Annotated in this window: 12 protein-coding genes and 1 pseudogene; 9 read left to right on the top strand and 4 right to left on the bottom strand. The window is 33.1% G+C overall.

Going from position 1 to position 19,743, the window contains the following annotated elements; translation table 11 throughout:
• Positions 1-90: 90 nt before the first annotated feature.
• The 4 genes and pseudogenes from ZA07_RS12725 to ZA07_RS12715 all read right to left on the bottom strand — a co-directional run bounded on the left by ZA07_RS12725 (position 91) and on the right by ZA07_RS12715 (position 3,226).
• A complete protein-coding gene (locus ZA07_RS12725) occupies positions 91-1,428 on the bottom strand; it encodes an exonuclease domain-containing protein (protein ID WP_053972154.1) in 1,338 nt (445 codons plus the stop codon).
• Positions 1,425-1,595, bottom strand: a pseudogene (locus ZA07_RS16305) (XRE family transcriptional regulator); the annotation flags it as partial. The gene ZA07_RS12725 and the pseudogene ZA07_RS16305, both read right to left, overlap by 4 nt.
• Before the next feature lie 184 nt (positions 1,596-1,779).
• Positions 1,780-2,568, bottom strand: a complete 789-nt coding sequence (locus ZA07_RS12720; protein ID WP_082316607.1) for a peroxiredoxin-like family protein — start codon at positions 2,566-2,568, stop codon at positions 1,780-1,782.
• 94 nt (positions 2,569-2,662) lie between these two features.
• The gene (locus ZA07_RS12715; RefSeq protein WP_053972153.1) at positions 2,663-3,226 is read right to left on the bottom strand and encodes a TetR/AcrR family transcriptional regulator; all 564 of its coding nucleotides are present in this window, start codon (positions 3,224-3,226) and stop codon (positions 2,663-2,665) included.
• Positions 3,227-3,591: 365 nt separating this feature from the next.
• Between ZA07_RS12715 and ZA07_RS12710 the strand changes: the two genes are divergently transcribed.
• From ZA07_RS12710 to ZA07_RS12670, 9 genes are all read left to right on the top strand, one after another.
• A complete protein-coding gene (locus tag ZA07_RS12710; protein WP_053972152.1) occupies positions 3,592-4,149 on the top strand; it encodes an RNA polymerase sigma-70 factor in 558 nt (185 codons plus the stop codon).
• Between the two features lie 120 nt (positions 4,150-4,269).
• Positions 4,270-5,394, top strand: a complete 1,125-nt coding sequence (locus ZA07_RS12705) for a FecR family protein (protein WP_053972151.1) — start codon at positions 4,270-4,272, stop codon at positions 5,392-5,394.
• Positions 5,395-5,495: 101 nt separating this feature from the next.
• Positions 5,496-9,125 carry a SusC/RagA family TonB-linked outer membrane protein gene (locus ZA07_RS12700; protein WP_082316600.1) on the top strand — a complete coding sequence of 1,210 codons (3,630 nt, stop codon included), beginning with the start codon at positions 5,496-5,498 and terminating at the stop codon, positions 9,123-9,125.
• 33 nt (positions 9,126-9,158) lie between these two features.
• A complete protein-coding gene (locus ZA07_RS12695; protein ID WP_197276736.1) occupies positions 9,159-10,571 on the top strand; it encodes a RagB/SusD family nutrient uptake outer membrane protein in 1,413 nt (470 codons plus the stop codon).
• A 75-nt stretch (positions 10,572-10,646) separates the two neighbouring features.
• Positions 10,647-11,621, top strand: a complete 975-nt coding sequence (locus ZA07_RS12690; RefSeq protein ID WP_053972148.1) for a hypothetical protein — start codon at positions 10,647-10,649, stop codon at positions 11,619-11,621.
• Between the two features lie 105 nt (positions 11,622-11,726).
• A complete protein-coding gene (locus tag ZA07_RS12685) occupies positions 11,727-12,938 on the top strand; it encodes a TlpA disulfide reductase family protein (RefSeq protein ID WP_053972147.1) in 1,212 nt (403 codons plus the stop codon).
• Between the two features lie 49 nt (positions 12,939-12,987).
• Positions 12,988-14,370 (top strand): TlpA disulfide reductase family protein, encoded by a 1,383-nt coding sequence (locus ZA07_RS12680; protein WP_053972146.1) that lies wholly within the window; start codon positions 12,988-12,990, stop codon positions 14,368-14,370.
• Between the two features lie 254 nt (positions 14,371-14,624).
• Complete coding sequence (locus ZA07_RS12675) at positions 14,625-17,579, top strand: pitrilysin family protein (RefSeq protein ID WP_053972200.1); 2,955 nt, start codon at positions 14,625-14,627, stop codon at positions 17,577-17,579.
• 27 nt (positions 17,580-17,606) lie between these two features.
• Positions 17,607-19,595, top strand: coding sequence for a protein-disulfide reductase DsbD (locus tag ZA07_RS12670; RefSeq protein WP_053972145.1), 1,989 nt, complete (start codon positions 17,607-17,609; stop codon positions 19,593-19,595).
• Positions 19,596-19,743: the final 148 nt, after the last annotated feature.

Here is a 19,743-nt window from a genome sequence, read left to right as displayed (position 1 = left end):
TTCTTTGCAAATATAATGGTCAATTAATTTTGGTTGATTGGAGTATTTATAATCATTAATTTGATTGTTTCAGTATTAAAACATTTTTGGCTACGAAGTAATTAACTGTCTTTTCAGTATTCTCTGGATATCAACATTGTCTTTCTGTCTGATAAGAAAATGCTCCAAGTCCTCCGTATTTATAATTTGCTCAGTATTTTCCACAAATCCAAATCCTAAATAAATACCATTTTTAACCAATACAAATCCCTCTTCATCAGGATGTCTTCCAGGTTTTTTTATGATTTTGTTTGAAGATATTTCGCTAGTGAACGATATAGCTTGTTCAACGCGCAAATTATAGTTCTTTACTGATTCCTTATTTATACAAACACCACGACATGTATGGATCTTATAGTGGCTGCATTGTTGGACGCCTTCCTGTAAATGACAATACTTGGGACAAAGTTCAAATTGCACACATATTTTTTCTAAATAGGTTCTACAATCAGTGATGTTGAAGAAAGTAATGAAAGGTGACGGAGCATTCTTCAAGATGTTGTATGCCAAATGATTAATTCCCATTCTGTCTTGATAGGTAAAAATCCCATATGCTCTAGGATTTCTTTTGGAGGCCACATTGTACTCGGGATAATGTTGTTTAATGCCAGCATCTTCCATTAGCAGAGCAATAAGTTCGCTTCCTGATAGTTCATAATCAATATCAGCAGTTTCCCTACATAGATTTAATTCTTTGTCTGTCTTGTCGTAAAAATGTCCCAGCACCCTTTTTTTTAAGTCCTTGGCCTTTCCAATATAAATGATTTTACCCTTTTTGTTTTTAAAGTAATAAACTCCAGGTGCATTAGGAATACCATTAAAGATATCACTTGGCAAGTGGGGTGGGAGAGTGGCTTCTTTTGAAGTTCTCCTTAAAAACTCAGCAAATACTTTTTCGGAATTATCAGTATCAATAATTCTCTGAAAAAGAGTAACGGTGGCCTGGGCATCACCTCTGGCCCGATGACGGCCTTCAATAGGTATATTAAGGGCTGCACATAACTTTCCCAAGCTGTAAGAGCGATGTCCGGGTATCAGTTTTCTAGATAAACGAATGGTGCACAGTTTTTTGCGTGTAAATTCCAGACCAATGGCTTTAAATTCATTCCGAATGATGTTGTAGTCGAAATTGACATTATGTGCCACAAAAACACAATCCTTGGTAATTTCAAGTATGGAACTTGCTATTTCCCTAAAAGTAGGAGCCTCTGCCACCATGCTATTGTCTATACCCGTAAGGGCAGTGATGTATTCAGGTATGTAGGTCTCAGGATTTACCAAAGATGTAAACTCATCAATTACCTTTTCCCCGTCAAATTTAAAAATGGCAATTTCTGTTATTTTATTTCCTTGTCCTGTAGTTTCAATATCTATGACAGTGTACATCATTTTATAATCCTTTCCAATGCCTTTAATTCCACTCCCAAGTTATTGAACATGTTCATGATACTGGAAATCTTAAGTTCTCGTTCATCATATTCTTGGGTATTGATACTGCATGTAAATTCCCAGAGCTCTAGAACTTCATCAATGGAAACTTCATACGGGTCATAATTGGTGGTAACGGTTTGTGTATAGCTTCGTTGCGTGAAAATCCGTAGGATTTTCGGGTTATGAATTGATTAACTGACAAAAATAGATATTGATTATCAGTTAGTTATAAATAATCGTGTTCAAAATCGTGTTCACCTGCCTGTTCGGTTTTGTGTTCACGTGGTTAATATTTTCCAATATAATAATTTATTCATTCATAGATTTTAAAAAGGCTGTTATTTCTGATGGTTCAGCTCTGTTTCTATAGTCGGAATCTAAAAAGGCATAGGCAATGGTTCCATCTGTGTTGATAACATAAGTCGCTGCCAATGGAAGTTCGTTAGATTCATCTCCATTGTGACCATTGAGGTCAAATTTTTGGTTGTAGATGTTAGCGACTTCGTCGGTTAACTTAAAGACCACGCCGTAGTCTTTGGCTACTTTATTTCCAATATCGCTTAAAACTTCAAATTCTAATTGGTGTTTTTCTTTAGTGCTTATAGATTGATCTGGTAATTCCGGGGTCAGAGCCAATAGTTGGGCACCAGCTTCTTTAAATTTTGGTAACTCTTGCTGTAGGTGTTGTAATGTTAAATTACAATATGGACACCAGCCACCTCTATACCATGTTAAGACTACAGGACCTCTATTTAAGTAAGCTTCTAAGCGAATGTCTTCTCCTAAAGCATTTTTTAAAGTAAAGTTTGGAGCTTTATCCCCAACGTTTTTGGCGGATTCTAAAATGCCGCTTTCAGCAACAGCATCTAAACCTTCTTGATATATTTTTTTGGTGGTATCATCTGCTTTTTTTTCGAAATTTTCCTTGCGTTCTTCCAGTTGTGATGATAGGGTAGGAGTTTTTTCGATAGCCTTGGATTCGTTGTTTTGTTCCATGTTTGTTTCTGTTGTTTCGGTGTTGTTTTCAGAAGTACTGTTTTTACAGGAAAAAGCTATAATACAGAATAGACCTAGGGTTAAAATGTTGGATGTTTTCATTGAGATGTTTTTAATAAATTTCATATTATATTTTTTTACCAATTAAATTTTTCAAAACGTATATCCTTAGTTTTCGGTTATTTATTAAAAAATATTAAAGGTTTCTAAATATGTTTAATATATAGTTGTCTAATTGTGACGGGTTGAATATTCTAGAGGCCATAGAAAGTCCAAACATGGAAATGATTAAATAATCAGCTTGTTGGTTTACTATTTCATTGCTTTTGTTGGAATCTTTCTTTAAAATGTTAGAAAAAATAGTCCTCACTTCTTCAGTAAATTCTTTTAAGGTTTGTTTTATTTGTGCGTCAGCATCTTCTCTAATTTCTCCTGCTGTATTAGTAATTAAACAACCTTTTTTAATACCTGCCTCTTGTGAAAAAGCAATAAAGTCATAAAAATATTGTTTGATATCTTCAATATGACTAGAGTTTTTTCTTAAGGAACTAAGTAATTGATACAATTTTTTCTTATAACAATTCAAACTTTCTAAAAATATTCCGTTTTTACTACCAAAGCTTGAATAAATAGAAAACTTATTAATGCCCATTTCATTCTCTAGCATTTGCATAGAAGTATTTTCAAAGCCCTGTTTCCAAAACAAATTCATGGCTTTTTCTATCACCTCTTGTTCATTATATTTTTTGAGTCTTGGCATTAATTCCTTATTCCTAAAACAAAACTAACCGATTGTTTAGTTTTGTGAAAATGTTTAACATATGTTTTGTAATTGATATAATTTAATAAGTAAAGCATTGTAAAATGAGATGGATGATAATTTATTATGTAAAGTCAAGTTTTAAGCTTTTTCTAAAAAAAATTATTGATTTCCTATAACCTTTAGGCGTATTATGTTGAAAATGATATATTTCAATAAAATCATCTATTTTTTTAGGCTTCCATTTTTCATAATATTAATTTTAAGATATTTTAAAAAAAAATTAAATAAAACAACTGATAGTTATAGGAATTGTTGCTTTTTGTTAGATTTGGTGTAAACTTTACAATATATTAACTAAACCAATGGATCTTGTATTTGAGTCTATTCGTAAAGGAGATCAAAGTGTCTTCAAATCTTTTTTCGAGAAGAACTATGAAGATTTAGTTATCTATGCTAATGGATTTCTTTTTGACCAAGATTCTAGTCAGGATTTAGTACAAGAAGTATTTATTTATATATGGGAGAATGCCAAATCCATTGATATTCAAGTGTCCTTAAAAAGTTATTCTTATACAATGGTAAGAAACCGTTGCTTAAACTTCTTAAAAACAATAAAGATCACCGATGATTACGAGCTTTTGGATTTAGCTTTAAATTTGGTTTCTGAGCATGAAATTTCTCTTAGTGATGAAGACGAGAGAAAAATACTAAATCAGCAAGTGTCTAAAGCTCTTACTTCTTTACCCGATCGTATGCAAGAAATCGTCAAATTAAAATATCTTAACAATTACAAATATTCTGAAATAGCTATGGAACTTAATATTTCCGTCAATACAGTAAAAACACAATTGAAAAGAGCAAAACTTAAAATTGCGGAAATCATATCTATTTTGGCTATTATGTTTGAATCCCATCAATAAAGAAGGTGTTTTTAAACTAATTTTTTATCTAAATTTCTGTTTTTTTAATTTTTTTCAAATTTTTTGTCACCCTTTTTTAGGTTTTATTTGTCTAACATATAAAGGCCAAATAAATCCGAAATGGAATTTAGATTAATAATTAAGAAAATAAATAATAACCTCACTCCTGAGGAGGAGATTGTATTCTCCAAATGGTACCAAGAGTCTGAACACCATAAAAGGTATTTTGAAAATGTAAAGGCAAATTACAATGCAGATTCACTCAATATAAATCTTGAAGGTGAATGGAAGAGGCTTCAAAAAAGTATTAAACCAAAAAGTTCTAAAAATATATATTGGAAATTTGCAGTGGCAGCATCAGTTGCTTGCTTCTTAGCTGTTTCTATATACTTTAATTCCAAAAATAAACCTTCTTTAATAGAGCCAGTTATTGTAGATAATCAAATCCTTACAGGAACTGACAAGGCAGTATTAACCTTAGGAGATGGTTCATTTGTAGAACTTGAAAAAGGAAAGTTATATGAGACCGAGTATGTCAAAAGTGATGGAGAGGAATTAGTATATAGTTCTAGTACAGAAGGGGGCAACCTGGAATATAATTATTTAACCATTCCTAGAGGTGGTCAGTTTACCTTAAGTTTATCAGATGGTACTCAGGTTTGGTTAAATTCTGATTCTCAATTAAAATTCCCTGTTGCATTTTTAAATAACCAAGATAGAGAAGTTGAATTAGTCTATGGTGAAGCCTATTTTGAGGTTACACCTAGCTCCCAAAATAATGGGTCTAAATTTGTTGTTTCTAACACAAATCAAAAAATTGAAGTTTTAGGAACAGGATTCAATGTGAAGGCTTACAAGGATGAAACCTTTATTTACACCACTTTAGTTCATGGTAAAGTACAGGTTGCTTATGAGGAGTATAACCAAATTCTTATGCCAGGACAACAATCAACCATAAATTTAGTGAAAGAAAATTTGGTAATAGCTGATGTTGATGTTGAACCTGAAATCTCATGGAAGGAAGGTATTTTTAGTTTTGATGGAAAATCATTAAAGGATATTATGAAAGTCCTTTCGAGGTGGTATGATTTTGATATTGTTTTTGAAAACAAAAAAATTATGGATGAGCAGTTTGTAGGTGTTTTAGGAAGAGATCAAACTATTGTTGATGTTCTAAAAAGTATCAAAAACTACGGACTTATTACCAATTTTAAAATTGAAGGAAAACTAATAACTATAGAATAAAAATAAAAAAGCGAAGAGCTTAACATTTGGCGGTGTGAGGTCTCTTCGCTATTAATTGATGTATTAATTAATCGGATGTCTAACTAACACAATTCAAATTTATGAAAATTAAATTAAATCATGTGCCTTCAGGTTTGTTTGGAAGGCGACTTCTTCTTTTATCTATGAGAATGTTTATTTTTCTTTTTTGCGTCACCGTTTTTGGTTTAAATGGCAAAGACTCATTTGCACAGCAAAAAATTACTATTGATGATAATAAATCAGTATCTGTGGATGAAGTATTTCAAATAATCAAACAACAAACTGATTATCATTTCATTTATCCTAAAAATTTGTTTCAGGATGCACCCAAAGTTCAACTCAAAAAAGGAGAGTTTTTTGTTGGAGATTTATTAAACGAAAGTTTAAAAAATAGCAATTTAAATTATGTCATGGGTGAGCATAATACCATTCAGATTATTAAAAATAATTATTCTGCCACTGCTCAAGGAATACAGATTTCAGGAAAAGTAACAGATGAAAATGGTATTCCATTGCCTGGTGTAACAGTTTTGGAAGCCAATACTCGAAATGGGGTTGCTACTGATTTTTCAGGGAATTATACCATTAAGGTTTCGGATGTACAAGCTGTATTAGAATTTTCTTATGTGGGATTTACTACAAGAAAAATAGATATATCTAACTTAAATAATTATTCTTCAGATAATGTTATTAATGTAGTTTTAAAGGAGTCCATTAATTCTCTGGATGAAGTTGTTTTAACTGGTTATCAGGAGCTTTCTGAAGAGAGAACAGCGGGGTCTTTCACACAAGTTGGGGCAAGCCAACTTGAACAGCGACCTTCTGGAACAAATATTATTGAGAGAATCACTGGTCAAGTTGCAGGTTTGAATATAAACCCGAGGTTCAACAATTTTGAAATAAGAGGGCGTTCTACCATTTTAAGTGCCTTTGCCAATCCTTTAATAATTGTTGACGGCTTCCCTTTGGCAGAACAACAAAATTTAGAGTCAATCAATCCAGAAGATGTTGAATCTATCACCATTTTGAAGGATGCCTCTGCATCATCAATTTGGGGGTCTAGGGCCTCAAATGGTGTGGTTGTAATTGTAACTAAAAGAGGAGGGAAAAACCAACCCTTGAAAGTAGATTTTTCCAGTTTTGTCAAAATGGAAAATAAAGTTGACTTAAGTGACTTAAACCTTATGTCTACTTCTCAAGAAATGGATTTAGATCAAGAATTTATTGATAAGGGATGGACAAATATCAATGGATTGGTAGGCAGTAATTCCAGTATCAATGATTTTCATATGGCTCAAATATATAGAAATGGGCTTTCTCCTGATGGTGTTACTTGGTCTCAAAACACCTATAATAACTATATGAACGAATTAAGAAGGAGAAATATAGAGAATGATTGGGAAAAGTATTTTATAAGAAATGCTATGCAAAAGACCTATAATTTATCTCTTTCAGGAGGAGGTGAACGTAATGCTTTTTTCGGGTCACTGTCATATACGGATGTTGAAGGACAAACCATTGGCGATGATCAAGAAAGGTATACCATGAATATGCGTAACACCTTTGATTTTAATGATAAAATTGCTTTCACTGCTGGTATGACAGCTGTTTTAAGGCAACAGAATGATAACAGTTTTGATACTCAATATGGAGCTTTTAACCCAATAGATATGTTTTATATGGCGCAGCCCTATGATCAATTGGTTGATGAAAATGGGCAGTATATTCAAAAGTATTATAGCTGGAACCCTTGGATGTCTCAAGACCGTGAACCGCTGGTTGGAGCTCCCTACACCTATAATTATTTAGAAGAACACAGAAATCTGGACAATGATAGAACCTTATTAGATATTAGGGCTGATTTTAAATTAGATGTAGAAATACTTAAAGATTTAACTCTAAGTAGTTCTTTTAGGTATGAGCGTAATACGAATGACTATGATTCCTTTAAATCAATGGATTTGCCTTCATGGCGTAATATGGTCAATGATTTCTATATCTATGACAGTAATACAGATTCGTATCAATATGGTATTCCAAAAGGATCACAATATTTGCAAGAGCGTACATATTCCAAAGGATGGGTCTTTAAGAACACATTGAATTGGGATAAGGAATGGGGTGATCACCAATTGAATGTATTTGCTGGAGGAGAATACTCTAGGAGATTTACAGAGTTTTTGCGTAATAGACAATTTGGGTATGATAAAGAATCAACTACCTATTTGCCAATTAATGAAGCAGCTTTGTTGAGTTATAATTTAGTCGATTGGACTGGAGCTAGATTATATGATTTCTATGCAGCTGAATTGTTTGATATCAACAATCAAGATAATCGCTTTGTAAGTTATTTTTCTAATATGGGGTACACTTTCAAAAATAAGTATACCCTAAACGGAAGTTTCAGAATAGATCAAGCAAATATTTTTGGAAGCAATCCAGATTTTAGATACAAACCGTTATGGTCGGTGGGTGTAGCATGGGATGCAGCTAAAGAAGCTTTTTTGGATAATGCAAATTGGATTAACCGATTGAAGGTGAGAGCTACCTATGGACTTGGAGGAAATAGTTTGATTGGAGTTTATCCAGAACCTACTGCCCGAGTTCGAAACATTACATGGGGTAATACCTATAATAGTTTAGTGCTTAGTCAACCAGGGAATCCTGATTTGAAATGGGAGGAAACCGCAACTACCAATTTAGGTGTTGACTTTGCTTTTTTCAACAACAGGCTATCTGGAAGTATAGATTATTATATTAAAAAGAGTACTGATGTCTATACATCAAAAGTAATTGACCCTACTGTAGGTTGGTCAACAGCAAGAGTAAATTATGCAGATATTGATAATAAAGGTGTGGAGTTGCAATTGAATGCAGATGTCATTAGAAGTAATGATTTTACATGGTCGGTTAGAGCCAATTTCAATTACAATAAAAATATTTTAGCTAAGGCAAAATTAACCAATGCTCCTACAGCTGATAGTTATACAGGAGGAAATGCATATGAAGAAGGTATGCCAATTGGTGGGCTTTATGCTTATAATTTTGCTGGTTTAGATGACAATGGGGAAGTGCTACTTTATGATGCTAATGGTAATACTAGGTCTTGGAGAGGAACGGTTGATATTGATGAATTGGAGTACGTGGGAACTACAGTGCCTCAACACTATGGTGGTCTTTCTACAACCTTCAATTATAAAGGTTTGGATCTTACTGTTAATATGAACTATCAAGCTGATTATGTTTTCAGAATGTCTTATAACTATGCATCTGCAGGTTATGGCTCTTACAATAACTATGATTATGGGTTTGGGAATATTAGACTACATCAAGAGTGGGCAAACCGTTGGATGAACCCTGGTGATGAAGCATTCACAGATGTTCCAAAAGTATTCTATAATGGTTTAAATCCTATGACCGGAGAATATGAAAATAGATATGATACAAGCGCAATGCACCGCATTTGGAATCAATCTAATCGTAATGTTCACAAAGGAGATTACCTAAGAGTTCAAGATATTATTTTGGGGTATACAATGCCTAAGAAATTTTTAGATCGTACGTTCTTAACAAATCTTCGATTGACTATGCAGGTTGCCAATCCTTTCTTGTGGGTGGCTAATGATTTAGGAGTAGATCCTATTGCACCTAATTCAGAGGCTTATACAAATTTAACTAGTTACACTTTTGGAGTGAGAGTCTCCTTTTAAATGATGTTAAAACAATATAAAAAGAGCAAAACTATGAAAGCAAAATATATTATTTATATAGTAATCATATTCGTATCATTTACATCTTGTCAAAGTCCCGATGACTTTTTGGATGTTGAACCAACAGGTTATATTATTCCCTCAACATTGGAGGATTATGACAAAATGTTACTCGATTATGCCATATTACGTTCTGTTGGCACAAATGCAAGGTTTATAGATCCTGATGTATACCACACGGAGGAAAGTTTTAATAGTATTTCCAATAGCACACCAAGTGTGAATGCATATACTTGGCAGCATGATATTTTCAATCCAGATGATGCAGATAGCGATTACAATAATTTTTATTATTATATCCACGTTATGAATCAAATTTTGGAAGATGTAGATACTGCTGAACCTGGGAATTTTGATCCTTCGAAAAGAAATAACATTAAAGCAGAGGCATTGGCTCAAAGAGCTTTTGAATATTTTTTAACGGTTAATCAGTATGCACATCATTTTGATCCATCAAACCCGGATGAACCAGGGGTAGCGATGCCTTTAGAAATTGATCTTCAGGCATTATTGGGGAGATCTTCGGTTAGTGAAGTTTATGCTCAAATTTTAACAGATTTAAATGAAGCTATAGCCTTATTGGATTCAAATTATGATGCTATTAATTCCTATGCAAATTTTAGACCAGGTCGTGCTTCATTATATGCTTTACTTGCAGAAGTTAATTTGTATATGGGCAATTTTGAAGAAGCAGTTGAAAACTCTAATCTTGCTTTAGAGCAATATGATTTTCTGTATGACTACAACACTATTGATTTTACAAATCCATCAAATCCATGGTCTGGTTATAACAATGGAAGTCAATGGTACTCTAGTACGCTAAATAAGGAAGTTATATGGGACCGATATATCTATTGGTCATTTGCAAATCCATTTCATCTCTATTCTCCAGATTTGGTTTCACTTTATGATCAGGATAATGATCGAAGATGGTATTTATTTGCAACTCAAACATCAAGTACGGGTATTGATGTGTCTCCAAATTATATTTACATGTACGCCAATTCAGAGCGATGTAATGGGCTAAGTGTTCCTAGGTTAATGCTAACTAATGCTGAAGCCAAGGTGCGCACTGGAGATGGTCAAGGTGCTATCGATATGTTAAATGTTTTGCTGCCTAATAGATTAGAATCCTTTACGCCACTTGCTTTTACTGATAATGCTACAACCTTACAATTGGTGAAGGATGAAAGAAGAAAGGAATTAGCGGGCTCATCTTTAAATCTATTTGACCAAAAAAGATACCATGTGTATGGCGACGAAGTACCTGTCTTTACTAGAGTTCATCCTTTAACAGGAGAAGAGTTTACATTAAGTCCGGGAGATGATGGCTATGTGGTTAGAATTGCTCAATCCATAAGAGATGTAAACCCCAATTTAAACTAAATCACAAGTTGAGGGATGTTCTCAAAGGAACACCCAAAGTATATAACCTATAACTTTAATTAAAAAACATTAGTAATGAAAAAAATAATTTTGTTATGTCTGGGCTTATTATTGCTTCCAATTGTTCAATCTTGTGAAGAAAATGATGATGTGAAAATGCCAGATCCTTATGAAATCACATGGAAAGATGATGCTTATTTGAAATTTACACCTTCTAATGAAAATGGGACAAACCAATTTGAATATTATGTTGAATTGGAGACTGGAGGTGAGGAGTATTGGTACTTAACCTCAATCGATTATGAAGTGTCATTGGAAATAGGTGAATTCCCTGTTTCTGATATAAGTAAAGTTGAAATTTATGCTTTTGCAGAGGAAAACAATAATGGAACATTTAATTATTTGGGTGGTTCTGAAGGAAAGTTACTTGAAACAATAGTTGACCCAGAAAGCACATTTATGATTACTGTAACCAAAGACCAACTCGCAGACCTTTTTAGTAGTGAATTTTCACCTAACCATAACGGGGACGTTTTGGTAAGCGACATATTTGAATTTAAATGGGTAATTACTGGTCAAGATGGTGCTGTTGTGGATACTCGTAAGGATTGTTTTGACTTTAATTGTACCTATTCTATGGGGTCTAGAATTGTGGAAATTGCTCCTCCTATTTGGGAAGGTACTTATGATTATGAATGGATTGAGGTTTCTGCTGGAGGTGTTACTTGGGGTGATGTAGAGGTAGGCCAAACAGGAACCATTTCTATGGCACTTCAACCAGGTAGTTTTACTGTTTATGACGTAAGTGATTTATCTTGTGATTATTATTACGGAGGGCCAGGAGCTCTTAGTTACAGTTATGATACTGGTTTAGTGGAAATTATAGATGACACTTGGAGACAGCAACAATGGAATATTATTGATGTTGATGGCCCAACAATTACAGTGGAATGGACCTATTATTACACTGTTTCCTATGATGAATATGGAACATTTACCCTTACCAGAACAGATGGTCAAGATTGGCCTTCAAATATTTATACCAATTAGAGTCCTTTTTAAATAACAATCATTATCTAGATTATAAGTTATTAATCCTTGCCAAAACGAAGGTGATAAAAAATCTTCGTTTTGGTTTCCAAAAAACATATAGACATGAATATTAAAGCAAACCTCCTTTTGCTTACGGCCATTCTTATGCTTAATTGTAAGTCAAACAAGTCTGGTGAAGAAGTGAAAGAAATACCAAAAACATTCACATTAAATGCTAGTATAGAAGGACTTGAGAGCGATTATTTGGTATACTATGAAAAAGATGATAAGGATCCGTCTGGTTATCATAGAGATACCCTTGGGATAAAAGATCAAAAATTTACTTTCAAGGATTCTATAGAGGGTTATAAGTTATATTACATAGGTGTTCCTGAAGCTCTAAGAAGTTATAAGGTAAAGGTAGGGGACAAGGAATATCAAGCTTCGGTCAAAGCACATTTAAGCCGATTATGGTTCATTGGTTTTCCTGGAGCTAAAATCTCCTATAATGGAAAAATAGTAGATTATATGGTAGATGCATATCCTTCAGATTCATTGGGTATTAATAATGATTTAGCGCTGATTAACTCACAAATATTCCCTCTTTTGAATACCATGGATTCTATTTCAGTAGCTATTTCTACTAGTGATTTAAATGAAGAAGAGGTAAAAAGCCTATATGAAAGAAGGGATAAGTTAAGTAAGGAAGTAACTGTCCTAAAAACGGATTTTATTAAGTCGCATCCCAAATCTATTGCTGCATCCTATGTCTTTAATGATGCCTACTACAGAAGATACTTTACACATGAAGAAGCAAAGGCTCTATTTAATGGTTTTGATAGCTCAACTTTGGACGGTACTCCTTTTTATGAAGAAGCTAAAGAGCGCATTTCAGCAGTTGAAAATACAGGAATCGGAATGTCTGCTCCAGAACTCACTACATTGAACACCTTAAATGGTAAAGAATTTAAATTGTCAGAATTAAAAGGTAACTATGTTCTACTGGATTACTGGGGGACGTGGTGTGGTCCTTGTATGGCGGAAATTCCAAAAATTAAGGAGTATAGTCAAAAATATGCCAATAAAAATTTTACGGTTGTAGGGGTAAATCAAGGAGATACAGATAAAAAATGGAGGGATATCATTGAAAAAGAAAATTATGATTGGACCCACATAAGAAGCACCAATGAAACGAATCTTTTAATTCCTTTTAATGTCAATTCTTTCCCAACTAAAATTGTTTTAGATCCAAAAGGCAAAATTATTTATAGCTCTAAGAATCCAGAAAAGGTTGATATGTATCAAATGTTAGATGATATTTTTTCTACTAAATAAAGAAGGTTAGTTATAACATTCCATCCTTTAATTAAAAGTAATTATTAAAATGAAGAAGTTATTTTATTTGCTAGTTTTTGCCCCTCTTGCTTTTCTTTCCTGTTCTCAAGAAACAGAAAAGAAAGACTATGTTCTTATCAATGGAACTATTTTAAATTCAAGAACGAATAAGTTACAGTTCAGTGGTATGATAAACTCCTTGTCAAAAACCGTTGATTTAGATAGTACAGGAACATTTAAAGATACCTTAAGAATTAAGGCCGAGAACTTGATGGTTTATGATGGCAGCAATCTCTTGTATTTATATTTAGAAGCAGGGGATGACTTAGAAATTAACTATGATAGTGAGAATTTTAATGAAACCATTCAATTTAAAGGTGTAGGATCAGAAATCAATAGTTACTTAATTTCAAAAAGGAGGAAAGAAAAGGAAGTTATTGGAAAGGATGTGAATAAATACCTTTTAGACGAATCAACATTTAAATCAAAGCAAGATGAAGTTCGTAATGTTTCTAAGACTTTACTTGATGGTACTGAGAATTTACCAGAAAAGTATATAGAAAAGGAAAGAAGAAATATAGAATATACCTATTTAAGTAATCTTTCTAACTATGAAGCTAACCATGCTTATTATGCTAAAGATTCAACTTTTAAAGTTTCCCAAGGATTTTTGAAGGAACTTGACAATTTTGACTACAATAGAGAAGAAGACTTTTTATTTTCTTATGCATATTATTCTTTGTTGAATGATTATTGTAAGAGAGAAGCCAATAAACTATCAGAAGCTACCGGTATTGCTGAAGACCTAGCAATATTAAAGACTTATAATACCTTATCTAATCAAACCATTAAAGATTTATTACTCTATAAAAAAGCTCAATATGGTATTACATATACCAATGAACTAGAAGCTTACTATGAAGAATTTATGAAAGGATCGAGTAATGAAGAACATAAAAAGGAAATTACCAATAGTTATCATGAGCTCAGAAAAGTGGCAAAAGGGAATCCTTCACCTAAGTTCCTAGATTATGAAAATTTTAAGGGAGGAACTTCCTCTTTAGAAGATTTTAAGGGTAAGTACATTTATATAGACGTTTGGGCTACATGGTGTGGACCATGTAAAGCAGAAATACCACATTTAAAAAGAGTTGAAGAGAAATATCATGATAAAGACATAGAATTTATTAGTATTTCCATAGACAGGAAACAAGATCGTGATAAATGGAAAAAAATGGTGAAAGATGAAAATTTAGAAGGCGTTCAATTAATGGCAGATAATGATTTTAAATCTCAGTTTGTTCAAGATTACTACATTAAAGGAATTCCAAGGTTTATTTTATTGGATCCAGAAAGTAATATAATTATGGCAAATGCACCAAGACCTTCCAATTCAGAATTAGAGAAAATTTTAGAGCAACTCCTAGATTAAGTAATTACACAAACTATTCACAGAAATTTTTCAATAACAAAGGGAATTATTTGAATTAGTCCATAACACCTTCAGTTTACTATAGCTGGGGGTGTTATAAAACCTAAATAGTCCCATTTCAATAATTATAAGTAAATAAGTAGTTTTTAGTTTTTTTTTAAAGGAAGGCCGCCTCAGACCATATCATTTTGGGGCGGTTCTTTAAATAATGAATCAAATTTTACTACTTAAATGCAAACACAACCTTAATGAATATGAAACATATAAATTTTAAAAACAACAAGTCACTCCTTTTGGTCCTATTATTTTTGGTTTTATTTAAAGGCTTTTCCCAACAAAATGATTTTCATTGGGAAGAGAAAACTTCAAATGGTTATACGTATAAATATGTCTCTAATGACCCCATGCAGGCAAGGTTTTATACCCTGGATAATGGTTTGCAAGTTATCTTAAGTGTCAATCAAAAGGAACCTCGAATAGCTGTGAATATTGCAGTTAGAGCAGGAAGTAACAATGATCCGAAAGAACATACAGGGTTGGCTCATTATTTAGAGCATATCCTTTTTAAAGGGACTGATAAGTTTGGTTCATTAGATTGGGAAAAGGAAGCTCCCTTGTTGCAGGAAATTGAAGAACTTTATGAAGTATATAATAAAACAACAGATCCAGATAAGCGGAAAGAAATTTATACAAAAATAGACCAAGTATCAAATGAGGCGTCAAAATATGCAATTGCAGGAGAGTATGATAAGCTCATGACAGAAATTGGTTCTCAAAGTACAAATGCTCATACTTGGGTAGAGGAAACAGTTTATAAAGAAGATATACCATCAAATGCTATTGATAAGTTTTTAGATATACAGGCAGAACGTTTTAGGAATCCTGTAGTAAGACTTTTTCATACAGAATTAGAAGCCGTTTATGAAGAAAAAAATAGATCCTCAGACAATGATGGTAGAAAAGTGATGGAAAAAATGAGTGATGCTCTTTTTCCTACTCACAATTATGGGCAACAAACGACGATAGGTACCATAGAACACTTAAAAAACCCATCTATTTCTGCCATTAAAGACTATTATCAAACCTACTATGTGCCAAATAACATGGCTATCATCATGGTAGGCGATTTTAATCCAGACTTGCTAATAGAAAAAATAGACAATCATTTTTCCTATATGGCGGCTAAAACATTTGATGGCTATAATCCAAAACCAGAGAAACCAATAAGTGAACCAATTACAAGAGAGGTCTTTGGTCCAACAGCGGAAAATATACGTATTGCTTGGAGGACTCCTGAATATAATACAAAAGACGCCAGAATATTGTCTTTGATCTCAAATGTTTTAAGTAATGGAAAGGCAGGATTGCTTGATATTAATATCAAGCAAAAACAGGTTTTGCAGGAGGCCTATAACTTCCATATGCAACTTAAGGATTATGGAGTGTTTGCCGTTGCAGGAACCCCAAAGGAAGGTCAATCTTTAGATGAAGTTAAAGATATTTTGATGGGGGAGATTGAGAAGTTAAAGAAAGGGGATTTCAGTAGTGACCTTCTAGCAGCTATAATATCTAATTACAAACTTCAGGAGCAACAAGCATTAAAATTTAATAATGGAAGATTGAGTTCTTTACTTAGCGTATATATAAAAAGTAATTCAAATGCATGGGATGAGGAAGTGGCCTCATTAACCAATTTGTCAAAAATAACGAAGGAAGATGTTGTTAGGGTAGCAAATAAATACTTCGGAGAAAATTATGTAGCTGTTTATAAAAGAAAGGGAACGGATAAGAGTATAATGAATGTAGAAAAGCCGCCAATTACTCCTATTGAAACTAATGCAGGTAAACAGTCGGCTTTTGTGAAAAATATAAAATCAATGAAGGAGGAACCCATTCAACCAAGCTGGGTTGATTTTAAAAAGGACCTTCAAAAAGTATCCTATGGGAATACCGAATTGCTATATGTGCATAATGATGAAAATCAATTATTCAATATGACATATCGTTTCGATATGGGAGAATATCACAATGCTTATTTGCCTTTAGCAATAAGTTATTTTAAATATTTATCTACCAATAAATATTCGTCAGAAGAATTGAATAAAAAATTATACGCGTTGGCGAGTAATTATTCTATTAATGTTAGTAATGAGGAAACTACAGTAAATTTTTATGGGCTTAATGAGAATTTTGATGAGCTAATCTCATTGTTTGAATATGTTATCTCCAATTGCGAAGCCAATGAAAATGCTTTAGAAGAATTAAAATCAAGAATTTTTAAAATTAGGAAAGATAATAAATCAAATAAGAGAAATATTTTTTCTGGTTTGAACAATTATGCAGTTTATGGTGAGAAAAACCCGTTCAACGATGTGTTGTCCAATGAGGATATTCAAAACATTACTTCAAAAAAATTGGTTGACTTATTACATTCCCTGTTAAAATTTAAACATGAAGTGTCCTACTATGGTCCATTAACGGTTAAGGAGCTTGAAACTAAGTTGAAAGTCAATCACCCATTACCTAAAACTTTTAATTCCTACCCGCAAAAGAAAACATTTAAATATACCAAGCAGTTAGAAAACAAGGTATTGTTTGTTGACTATGACATGGTACAAAGTGAAATAAGATGGGTAAGAAATGTGGAGCAATATGATGTTTCTCAAGAGCCTATGATATCCATTTTTAATGAATATTTTGGTGGGGGAATGGGATCTATCGTTTTTCAAACTATTAGAGAGTCTAAGGCATTGGCCTATTCTACTTATGCATCCTATATCATTCCATACAAAAAGGAACAGATGTTTCAAATGAGTGCTTATGTTGGGAGTCAATCAGACAAAATGTTAGAAGCCGTGGCTGCCATGAATGAGCTTTTAAATGATTTACCTGAGGATAAAGAATCATTTAAATTGGCTAAAGAAGCTATAAAGAAATCCATTCAAACACAAAGAATTACAGAAGGTGAGCCTATTAGATTATATTACAACGCTCTAAAAAAAGGAATTGATTATGATTTAAGAAAATCTATTTATGAAGCTGTAGATATGATCGATTTTGAGCAAATTAAAGATTTTCATAATCAAAAGGTTGCAAATAAGTTCTATACCTATTGCATAGTTGGTTCAAAAGATCATATTACTACTGAAGATCTTAAGAAAATAGGAGAACTTCGAATGGTAAGCTTGGAAGAACTATTTGGATATTAATGTAAACAAGAAAAACAATTTGAAGTGATGAAAAAGTACTGGATACTTATCTTAATAGTTTTTTATGGATTCCATGCATCTTCGCAAATACATGATCCAGTAAAGTGGAAAACCTCTGTTGAACAAATTTCTGAAACAGAGTATCATTTAATAACAGTTGCAGATATTGAGACGGGATGGCATTTGTATTCTCAAACAGTTCCAGAAAACGGCCCTATTGCGACAACGTTTACCTATGAGAATGGAGAGGAGAGCTTTAAAATATTAGGAAACACTTCCGAAGAAGAAGGCCATATTGTGGACGATCCGGTTTTTAAAATGAAAATCAAGTATTTTGAAAAATCAACCGTTTTTAAACAAAAAATACATGTAGATAAGGAGTTCAAAACTATTAAAGGATTTGTGGAGTTTATGGTGTGCGATGATAGTAAATGTTTGCCACCTACCGAAGTTGAATTGGTTTTTAATCTTGTTGAAGATACAACCCAAGCTGGACAAAATCTAGAAAACAATACTGTTGATAATAATCAAACAAATAAGTTATTGTATGGGATGGTTCCAGAGGATATTCAGTTAACTACAAATACTTCAGTTGAACAAAAATCATTTTGGAGTATATTTGGTTTAGGCTTTTTAGGGGGATTACTAGCACTTTTGACACCTTGTGTATTCCCAATGATTCCTTTAACGGTGAGCTTTTTCACCAAAAAAGGAGACCAGAATAAGAGCTCAGGTGTTTCAAAAGCTCTTCTTTATGGTTTTTTTATATTAATGGTTTATTTAATATTGAGTGTTCCGTTTCATCTTTTAGATTCGGTAAACCCCGATATTTTAAATGAAATATCCACCAATGTCTGGTTGAATATTGTGTTTTTTGCCATATTCATGTTTTTCGCTTTTTCATTTTTTGGATATTATGAATTGACATTACCGGCAAGCTGGACAAATAAAACAACCAAGGGAGAGAATGCTGGTGGAATTATTGGAATTTTCTTTATGGCATTAACCCTTGCCATAGTGTCTTTTTCTTGTACAGGTCCTATTTTAGGTTCGTTGTTGGCTGGTTCATTGACAGTTGATGGTGGGGCGTGGCAACTTACAACAGGTATGGCCGGTTTTGGTTTGGCTTTAGGTTTACCTTTTGCCTTGTTTGCCATGTTCCCTAATATGATGAATGCTTTACCTAAATCGGGTGGTTGGCTTAATACTACCAAGGTCATATTAGGATTTTTGGAATTGGCTTTGGCATTTAAGTTCCTATCAAATGCCGATTTGGTTAAAAGGTGGGGGATCTTAAAGTTAGAACCTTTCTTGATCATTTGGATTATTATTTTTGTAGGGCTGGCATTGTATCTTTTTGGAAAAATTAAATTTCCTCATGATTCACCTATCAAAAAAATATCATTCCCTAGAATAGCAGGAGGCATTTTGGTTACATGCTTTGTCATTTATTTGGCATCGGGATTTAGGGTAAATAAAGAGACTAATACGTTTACATCTTTAACCTTGTTAAGCGGTTTGGCACCACCAGTGGGATACAGTTGGATCTTGCCAAGTACAAATACAAATAATTTAAAAACCTTCAAGGATTTGAAAGAAGGTATTGCCTATGCTAAGCAGGTTAACAAACCCATCATGATTGATTTTACTGGATATGCCTGTGTGAATTGTAGAAAGATGGAAGAGCATATTTGGCCTTTAGAAAACATAGACAATTACTTAAGGAATGAATACGTACTCATTTCCTTGTACGTGGATGATAAAAAGGATCTTCCTGAGGATCAACAGATAGAGGTGAATAGGGTCAATGGGGGGACAAGACGACTTAAAAATTACGGTCATAAATGGGCCAATTTTCAAACCCAATTCTTTAAGTCAAATTCTCAACCTTATTACGTCTTATTCAATCCGAATAAAAATGAAGTATTGACAGAGCCAGTGGGATATACCCCTAGCGAAGAAGACTATGGGATTTTCCTGCAAAATGGATTAGAGGTTTTTGAAAAACAAAATTAGGCATTAATTTTTAAGGATTTTAAATGATGGATTCGGATGTTAAACAAATAACGGAGCTTGAAGCTTATTTTTCAAAGTTTAGGGAACATATTGTAGGCAATGATCAGGAATTTGAATCGCCTTATGGCAAGAAAAAAATCTTGTATGC

It is taken from the genome of Mangrovimonas sp. ST2L15, from assembly GCF_001280515.1.
In the GTDB taxonomy this organism is placed as follows: domain Bacteria; phylum Bacteroidota; class Bacteroidia; order Flavobacteriales; family Flavobacteriaceae; genus Mangrovimonas; species Mangrovimonas futianensis.
Note: the sequence above shows the minus strand (reverse complement) of the source record. Positions and strands in the feature narration are given on the sequence as shown.